The 4,661-nt window shown below is 40.7% G+C and carries 1 protein-coding gene and 5 tRNA genes; all 6 read right to left on the bottom strand.

The annotated features are described in order from the left end of the window. A partial coding sequence (locus HMPREF2867_RS04740) for a PolC-type DNA polymerase III (RefSeq protein ID WP_070576113.1) occupies nt 1-4,151 on the bottom strand: 4,151 nt, incomplete at its 3' end. Between the two features lie 51 nt (nt 4,152-4,202). Next, nucleotides 4,203-4,286, bottom strand: a tRNA-Leu gene (locus HMPREF2867_RS04735). A gap of 9 nt (nt 4,287-4,295) precedes the next feature. Further along, nucleotides 4,296-4,367 (bottom strand) — tRNA-Gln (locus tag HMPREF2867_RS04730). An 8-nt stretch (nt 4,368-4,375) separates the two neighbouring features. Then, nucleotides 4,376-4,448, bottom strand: a tRNA-His gene (locus HMPREF2867_RS04725). Nucleotides 4,449-4,459: 11 nt separating this feature from the next. After that, a tRNA-Trp gene (locus HMPREF2867_RS04720) sits at nt 4,460-4,530 on the bottom strand. A gap of 5 nt (nt 4,531-4,535) precedes the next feature. Further along, a tRNA-Tyr gene (locus HMPREF2867_RS04715) sits at nt 4,536-4,616 on the bottom strand. Nucleotides 4,617-4,661: the final 45 nt, after the last annotated feature.

Below are 4,661 nucleotides of genomic sequence, written 5' to 3'. Positions count from 1 at the left end.
TGACTCTTATAAAGATCTAACTGGCCAAAGGTAAAGCCACGTTCTAACATTTCATTAACAATCTCAAGCGTCGTAAATAAGTCATTTTCAACATTAGTCGCTTCATTTCGTTGGCGCTTCTCCTTAATATCTTCCATTCGAGCTTTAACAGCATCAAGACCCGCAGACATCGTTTTAAGCTCGAATGCTTTAGCTCGAATTGAAAAGTAGGCACAATAGTAATAAATAGGATGGTGCACTTTGAAATAAGCTACACGCAGGGCCATCATAACGTAGGCTGCCGCATGGGCTTTAGGGAACATGTATTTGATTTTACCACAAGATTCAATATACCAGTCTGGAACATTATTTTCACGCATGGCTTGAATATAGCCATTTCGCTCTTCTTCAGAAATTTTCAACCACATTCCCTTACGCACACGTTCCATAATGGTGAAGGCCATCTTAGGATCTAATCCCGCATGCATTAGGTATACCATGATATCGTCACGACAACCGATAACGGTTTTCAGAGTGGCAATACCTTCCTTGATCAAATCTTGTGCATTACCCAACCAAACGTCTGTACCATGGGACAAACCAGATAACTGTAAGAGTTCCGCAAAGGTCGTCGGATGCGTCTCGTCGACCATACCACGAACAAAGTTAGTCCCAAACTCAGGGATTCCCAACATTCCCGTTGGTGTCCCAATCTGTTCAGGTGTAACCCCCAAAATTTCAGTCCCTGAAAAAAGTTTCATCACATCTGGATCATCTGCTCGAATATCTTTGGGATCAATTCCTGATAAATCCTGCAACTTACGAATCATAGTCGGATCATCATGTCCCAGAATATCAAGCTTCAACACGTTCTCATCAATATCGTGGAAGTTAAAGTGAGTTGTCTGCCAAGCAGCCGTTACATCATCAGCCGGATATTGAACAGGTGTGAAATCATAGACATCCATATAATTTGGAATAACAACGATACCACCCGGGTGCTGACCTGTGTTTCGCTTAACACCAGCAGCCCCCATGGCTAAACGGTCGACCTCGGCATCTCGGTAAAACTTATTGTAGTCACGTTCGTAACCTTTGACAAAACCATAAGCCGTCCGATCTGCAACAGTACCTACTGTTCCAGCACGAAAAGCATATTGCTCTCCAAAAATATCACGAACATCCAAGTGGGCTGATGGTTGATCATCACCGGAAAAGTTCAAATCGATATCCGGAACCTTATCCCCATCAAAACCTAGGAAAGTCTCGAAAGGAATATCCTGACCATCTTTTTTATACTCCGTTCCACATTCCGAACACTCCTTATCAGGCAAATCGAAGCCAGATCCATAAGAACCATCTGTAATGAACTCTGAGTGTTGACATTTAGGACATAAATAGTGTGGCGGCATCGGATTAACCTCAGTAATTCCAATCATCGTCGCAACAAAACTAGAACCGACAGATCCACGCGAACCAACTAGGTACCCACGTTCATTTGAACGGTTAACCAGCATCTGCGAAGCCAGGTAAATTACGGCAAAACCATTACCAAGAATTGAGGACAACTCTTTCTCAATTCGCAGATCAATAATATCAGGCAAAGGATTACCATAGAGCTCAAACGCTCTAGCATATGTCATCTCCGCAACCTGTTCTTCCGCACGATCAATGAAAGGTGTGTACAAGTCTTTTTTGACAACCTCGACCTCTTCAATTTGTTCTGCCATAGCCTGCGTATTAGTTACAACAATTTCATAGGCTAAGTCTTTTCCCAAAAAGGCAAAGTCATCTAGCATCTCATTCGTTGTTCTAAAATGCGCTTCAGGTAAAGGAGCAGGTTTTGCATTTTCTCCCTTACCGATTGGCCTATTAATCATTGCTCCTTGTCCCAAAGCACGAACAATGATTTCACGATAAATCGCATCCTCAGGATTGATATAATGTACATTTCCTGTAGCAAGCACAGGCTTGTCCAGACGATTAGCAACTTCAATCAGATCTCGAATCAGTTGTTCTATAGCCACCTCATCCTTAATTAAGTCCTTCGCAATCAATGGTGCATAAATCGCTGGTGGCATAACTTCAATAAAGTCATAATATTTAGCAACTTCAACTGCCTTGTCAATACCATGAGACAGAAGCGTATCAAAAACCTCACCATCAGCACAAGCAGAACCTACAATGATTCCCTCACGATACTCATCTAAGACCGTACGAGGAATACGTGCTACCCCCTCAAAGTATGAGACATTTGATAAACTTACCAACTTAAAGATATTCTTCAAGCCAGTTTGATTCTGAACATACAGCGTCGCATGTTTAACACGAGACTTTTTATACGAATCTTCAGAAACCAAATCCGTGTTCAACTGTTCCAAATTAGTCAAACCGTGCTTATCAAACACATCTTTTATGAAGATAAACAACAAACGGGCCGTTGCTTCCGCATCATAATTGGCCATATGGTGGTGATCTAAAGCCACACCAAACCGCTTCGTCAAAGGACCCAAACCATGACGCTTATACTCAGGATAAAGATTTCGTGCAAATTCTAAAGTATCAATAACTGGTTGTGAAATTGTTGGTAACTGATGTCTTTCATAATTGGCATTCATAAAACCAACGTCAAAGGTCGCATTATGGGCTACTAGCACAGTTCCTTGACAGAATTCTTGAAACTCCTGTAAAACTTGGACTAAAGGTTTAGCACCTTTTACATGATTATCAGTAATACCTGTCAACTCAGTAGTAAAAGCAGAAAGAGGATGCCCTGGGTCTATAAATTCATCAAATTGCTCAATAATATTACCTTTATGCATTTTTGATGCCGCAATCTGAATCAAATCATTATGAACAGCAGACAAGCCCGTTGTCTCAACGTCAAATACAACATAAGTTGCTTCTTTTAATTCCAAATTCTGGGAATTATAAACAATAGGAACTTTATCCTCAACAAGATTGGCTTCAAGACCAAAAATAGCTTTAATACCAGCTTTCTTAGCCCTATGGTAGCCATTAGGAAAACTCTGAACATTAGCGTGATCAGTTATAGCAACAGCTGGATGTCCCCAAGAAGCAGCAGTATCAATAAGCTCTTCCACAGTTGGCATGGCATCCATAGTCGACATGTTAGTATGTGCATGAAATTCCACACGCTTTTGTCCCTCAGGCATCAAATCCTTGCGAGGTGTGTGCGAAATCTCTTTGATATCTTGTACATTCATTGTCAGACTATGAGTGAAAGGATTATTCTCAATACGACCGCGAACTCTTACCCAGTTCCCCTTTTTTATCATATCGAACTTAGCAAGCTCATCACAATCCTTGACCCAGCGCTGCATTGCAAAACTAGAGGTATAATCAGTTACCTTGAAATTAATAATAATTCGACCCGTCTTAGTTTCACGTTGCTCTACATCAAAAATATATCCTTCAAAAACAACACGATTCTCTTCAGAATTAATATCAACCATTGGCGTTATTTCAGCCTTATCAAAACTAACTTGACGTTGACTTTGTTTCTCAGCAAAATTTTGGACTGGTTCGTTCACAGGTTTCGGTGCTGGAGCACTCTCAAGAATAGATTGAAGAGCCTGTCTTGCCTGAGATTCAGCTTGTTCTTGTAAAGAAACCTTGTTTGTTTCGTAAGCCTCTTCTATAGAAGATGACGCTTCCTTATCTTCAAGAACAGAAATTGATACGTCAGATAAACCAACTTGAGAAAGAGATTTAGAAATCAAAGAAATAAATCTATCCTGTAAATTTTCTTTAATAATATGCGCTGGAGCCTTAACACAAATACTATTATTTGAAATTTCAACCTTTAGATTTGAGAATAAAGAATAAATAGAAAAGTGAGAAACTTTTAAACTATCTAAGGCATATGAGAAATAATCTCCAAGTAAAGAATCATCGCAAGAAGTAGAAAGTAAACGAATCTCAAAAGAAGCTTTGGCACCCAAAGAATCGAAGGAAGAATGAAGTAAACTATCAAAAAGAACAAAAGACTCATAAGAAAGAACACTAGGAAAAGAAAAAACAAAAAACCACTGCCGTTTTGATTTAAATAGTTTTACTGTTTCGATAGAACCATCTTTAATTTCTTTAAAAGCATCGTGTTCCTCAGAAAAACGAATTTGTTTTAAGAGAAGCTGAAATTTATCAGACATAAAAATTAAACTCCTATAGACAAAAAAACACCCCTAAAGGAGTGTAACTTATACCGGCGGCCGGGGTCGAACCGGCACGTCCTTGCGGACACTGGATTTTGAGTCCAGCGCGTCTGCCAATTCCGCCACGCCGGCAAAGTATAACTGGGGTAGCTGGATTCGAACCAACGCATGAGGGAGTCAAAGTCCCTTGCCTTACCGCTTGGCTATACCCCAAAAATATAGGCGAATGAGGGGAATCGAACCCCCGAATGTCAGAGCCACAATCTGATGTGTTAACCACTTCACCACATTCGCCACTTTACTAACACGGGCAGTAGGAATTGAACCCACACTGAAGGTTTTGGAGACCTTAGTTCTACCTTTAAACTATGCCCGTAACTATGGAAGGGGAGGGATTCGAACCCCCGAACCCGAAGGAGCGGATTTACAGTCCGCCGCGTTTAGCCTCTTCGCTACCCTTCCAAAATATAAACAAATGGCGCGAGACGGAATCGAACCGCCGACACA

Origin of the sequence: Streptococcus sp. HMSC064H09 (assembly GCF_001812625.1) — a bacterium.
Lineage (GTDB): Bacteria > Bacillota > Bacilli > Lactobacillales > Streptococcaceae > Streptococcus.
This window is presented reverse-complemented; position numbering and strand designations above follow the sequence as displayed.